The sequence below is a fragment of the Facivitalis istanbulensis genome, from assembly GCF_040560405.1.
Lineage (GTDB): Bacteria > Pseudomonadota > Alphaproteobacteria > Sphingomonadales > Sphingomonadaceae > Sphingomonas > Sphingomonas istanbulensis.
On sequence record NZ_JAVSCQ010000060.1, the window covers coordinates 1 to 4,653 of the forward strand.

At 55.8% G+C, this 4,653-nt stretch carries 2 protein-coding genes and 2 pseudogenes; 1 reads left to right on the forward strand and 3 read right to left on the reverse strand.

The features are described 5' to 3' along the window. Positions 1–797 (reverse strand): annotated as a pseudogene (locus RN629_RS18055) (RHS repeat-associated core domain-containing protein); the annotation flags it as partial. Positions 798–1,127: 330 nt separating this feature from the next. On the opposite strand from RN629_RS18055, the gene RN629_RS18060 reads away from it, so the two are divergent. Then, positions 1,128–3,140 carry a hypothetical protein gene (locus tag RN629_RS18060; protein ID WP_407036474.1) on the forward strand — a complete coding sequence of 671 codons (2,013 nt, stop codon included), beginning with the start codon at positions 1,128–1,130 and terminating at the stop codon, positions 3,138–3,140. Between the two features lie 297 nt (positions 3,141–3,437). Here RN629_RS18060 and RN629_RS18065 read toward each other — a convergent pair whose 3' ends face one another. Further along, a complete protein-coding gene (locus RN629_RS18065; protein WP_407036475.1) occupies positions 3,438–4,445 on the reverse strand; it encodes an IS110 family RNA-guided transposase in 1,008 nt (335 codons plus the stop codon). A gap of 91 nt (positions 4,446–4,536) precedes the next feature. After that, positions 4,537–4,653: pseudogene (locus RN629_RS18070) on the reverse strand (IS5 family transposase); the annotation flags it as partial.

Here is a 4,653-nt window from a genome sequence, read left to right on the forward strand (position 1 = left end):
GTCCCGCCGTTCTCGCGGACGGCCGTCCGGCGGTCAAGGCTGTCGTAGTCGAACGTAAAAAAGGTGCCGTCGGGATACGTCATCCGCGTGCGATTGTCGTTCGCGTCAAATTGGTAGCCGAGCGTCAGCGCCGCGCCAGACAGGTTGCTGCTGCTGCTGATCAGCCGGCCGAACCCCTCATAGCGGCTGGTCAGCCCCGCGCCCTCCGCCGAGCCGAACCGCGCGTACAGCGGGTGCCCCTGGAGGTCGTAACCGTAATAGACGTCCGCCGCTGCCCCGCCCGGTACATCCTTCACCGTCACCCGGTTGAGCGCATCATAGCTGTAGCCGATGACGTTGCCGTCGCGCTTCCTGACCGTCAGCCGGTTGCCGTTAGCGTCATAGCTATAGGTCTCGTAATCGGTCGCACTCACCGCGCCGTTCGTCATCTTGTCCGGGAAGTTCCACTGCGCCAGTCGGTCGAACCCGTCATAGCTGTAGCTCGACAGGTTGCCATTGGCGTCCCGCACGCTCGCCTGCTTGCCATTCGCCGTATAGGTGTAGGATACATAGGTCTGTTCGACAGGAGTCCCTACCGCACGGCGGACCTCGGTGAGCCGGTCCGCACTGTCATAAAGATTCTGCGAAATCCGATCCGGACCCTGACTGCCCTCGGGGCCCAACGTGCAAGCCGATGTCGGCAAGGCCCCGAACACAGCCGGGTTCATCCGTACCACCGTGCACTCAAGACGTGCGGCCGCATCATAGCTGCGCTGCTCCACTAGCACGACCGTCTGCCCCCAGGCAGGAGCCGCCATTGCCGTCGCGCTGCCAAGCAGAAACAGCCGTCGCAATACCCCCAAGTTCACCTCCCCCGAAAAAACCGATGATGGACCAATGGATTACGCCGCCTGGCCGTCACATCGCACTCAATTAATCAAGCAGATATTCCGGTACGCCAATTGTTCATCATTTACAGATCGGCGCAAGGTCCAAACCCCGCCATTGCAAATTTTTTCGCGCGCAAGCACCTCAGGACAGGTACTCGACTTGCTCAATCGACAATCCAGTGATCCAATAGAGCGACATGTCTCGGCTCCCTTTCTCGGGGCTCCGATCTACACGTTTAAACCATAAGGGGGGTGCCCGTGCGATATCGTAAGCTCTTGCTTTGCTGCGCGTCTTTCTGGTCGATTGCAAGCGCAGCGCAAGACCATTCGCAAGCTAGCTACCCGATCGTCGAGCCTAAGCTTACTGATGATTTCGTTGATATTACGTCCCTATCGATGATGACAGCATCGCCTTTCGCGCTTGCGGCCCCTGGTTCGCCGCGAATGTTGTTTCGCACCGTCTTCAATGGCCGCTACCTGTCGAATTCACAGACAGCTCGCGTCGACGACAATACGTTTCGCGATTACAATCATCAGGGAACCCTTGATCGTGACATCGTCGTAAACTTCGCTGGCGAGAGCAGGCTTTTTCAATGCCTTCAAATACAGGGAGAGTGCCAGCAGATAATCATGCGGGATGGCACAAGATTACTCAGGAATTCAGAAAAATCCTATACACTTACCGATCGAAATGGAACAATCTATGAGTTTGAAGATCTTGATACGCGAGATATAGACAATTACGGATGCGATTCGGAGAGTGGATGCAACTACGCCGGATATTATGGTAGCGCATATGTTAAAAAGACAAAGTATCCGGAAGGCGTTGTTGTTACCCACACTGGATTAACAAAAATATCTGATAACATAGGATATTCCATTGAAAGCAATTATATTCTTTCAAACTTTTCCACAAAAATAGGACGTATAACAACTTCTGTTGTATTTACACCCGCGATTCAAAATGGACCAGTATATAGAACCATTCGTGAATTCAATTCACTTGGTCAAGAATATCGAATAGAATTAAAGGCTGAACGAGAGCCAACATGCGATGGCTCTTCACTGAGCGCGAGTAATTATCTGCCGATAAAAATCGTCTCGCCGCAAGGAGTAGAAACTTCGATCACCTACCCGCCACCGTCGCCATACTCGCTCCGCGGCAATATAAATGTGGGTTTCAAATACGATCCGCCGGGGCGGCGCGTGGTGCCGGTCAGCACCGTTTCGCGAGGGGGACGGTCATGGCAATACGCGAACGGAGGTCGAACCGATTCATTGGGGCACACGACGTATTACGGTGTTGCCGAGAGATACAATAACTACGATCAATCTTACGCTTGGAATCCTGGCTGCGTCGACAACACGGTCGGCGGATATATTACGTTTATCAAAAAACCAGATAACACTATAACATCATTTGAATATGATGATTATTATAGGCTTACGAAAACCAAATATCCTGAACTTAACAGTGAAGAATATACTTACGACGATAGGGGAAATATAACAAATGTTGCGAAAACATCAAAGCAGGGGGTTGCGCAGCACGCATTCTCGGCGGGCTTCGACGCAACATGCATCAACACCAAGACATGCAACAAGCCGCAATGGACCCGCGACGCGCTGCTACGTCAAACCGATTACACTTACGACTCCACGCATGGTGGTATCCTGACGGAGACTCTTCCTGCGGATGCCAATGGCGTTCGTCCACGTAAAAGATATATTTATACCGCCATGTATGCAACCGATATCAATGGCGTACCGATCACCGCCGATGGTCCGATCTACAAACTGACTGCGGTATCCAGCTGTTTGTCCGCCACGCCGGGCAATCCGGACTCGTGCGTCGGCACAAGCAGTGAGCAGATCGAAGAATTTTATTATCAACACCCTAGGCTACTGAAAACCAAGATGCGCAAGCGTACGGGGGATAACTCAGAGGTAAAAGAAACGTCCTTTCTCTACAATGCGAAGGACGAACTGATAACGATAGACGGCCCTCGCACCGACGTGGATGATAGAACATATATAACGTACGATGGCGTCGGCCGAAAGATTTTCGAGATCAGCTCCGATCCTGACGGGACAGGACCGTTGCCAAGATCGATCATACGACATCAATATAATTTTGATAGCCAGGAAGTTCGGACTGAGTATGGAACGGGAAGCATGGTAGATGGTTCAGATTTCGTGTGGATCAATGCCAAACGAATGACATATGATGATGCGGGCTTTCACACAAAGACAGAAATGATCGTTCCTTGAATCATGGAACTACTTTAGCATGAGTTTATTTTTTGGGCTTTATGGTCAGGATCTGTAATTTGGGTCCGCTCGGCGGTTGTCCCTTGAGGGTCTCAAGGATCTGTCCGCACTCGCCGACCTGTTGGTCGGTGGTGCTGTATCGGGTCTCACAAGGCCGGACGTTGCATTGACTCGAAGCGGGCTTGGCAGCCCATCTGATAACCTTCGCAGATCGTCCGTCCCTGCGTTCCCTCTCGGGACACCGCCATCGGGTTAGCTGGAGAGCATCACCGCTGGCGAAGGGGAGCTTATCGTATTTCAGGCCTCGAACAAGGTGCCGTCGCGCAGCATGGCGTGCATGATGACGGCAAGGCGGCGGGCGAGCGCAACCCGCGCTTTCTTGAGACCGCGTCGCTTGGCGATCTTCAGCGCCCAGGTCTTGAGCACGAAGGTCTGGCGCGTGCGCGTCAGGATCGAGTTGGCCGCTTCGTAGAGCAGCTTGCGGACGGTGCCATCGCCCTGCTTGGTGATCCGGCCCGTCCAGTCGAGTTCGCCGGACTGGTGCCGACGCGGGACGAGGCCAAAGTAGGCGCCAGCCGTGCGGGACCGCTTGAACCGGCCTGCCTCATCGACAGCGGCAGCGAACGCAGCCGAGGTCTGCACGCCGACGCCGGGGATGCTCATCAGGGCCTGACAGGCCGGAGAGGCGATGCTGATCGCATTGAGCTCGCGATCCGTCCGACGGATCTCGTCAACTAGGCCGGTCCGCGCCCGGAGCAGCGAGGCCTCCGCCTCGCCGAGACCCGGGATGGCGACGGCGGCCTGCACCCGCACGAGGAACCGTTCCCCCTGGCCTGCCCCCGGCCTGATCCCGAAGGTGGTGCAGAGGCCGCGGATGGTGTTGTCGAGGCGGACACGTGCTTCGACCAGATGCGCGCGGGCGGTAATCACCGAGCGCACCCCATGCGACGTCGGCCATTTGACGTGCACTTCCTTGTAGAAGCCGGTCCGGGCCAACTGTGCGAGGCCTGCCGCATCATGCGGATCAGTCTTGTTCGCCTTCATCGCCTTGAGGCTCTGGTGGGCCTGGCGCGCATCGATGCATACGATCGCGACGCCCAGCTCGCGGAGGCCACGCGCAACCCATGGCGTCATCCGGCCGGTCTCGATTACCACGCGTTCCATTGGACCATGGCGTTCCAGCAGCGAGGCGATCGCTTCCGGCGTGCTGTCCACGCATTGTGCTGCGACCTTGCGCCCTTCGGCATCGACAATGCAGACGTGCGACGTTTCCATCGACAGGTCTATTCCGGCATAGTGTTTCATGGCTGCTTCCTTCCTTCAGGTCCGACAACCAGAAGGTGCGCCGCTCAGCCGGCCCGAGAAAGCAGCCACAAATTACACGATGACTCGTTGATCACAGCCAGAAGATGACGGTGGCGGCGAGTGCGATGGCGGAGAAGAATGCGGTGGGGCATCGGTCGTAGCGGGTGGCGACGCGGCGCCAGTCTTTCAGGCGGCCGAACATGATCTC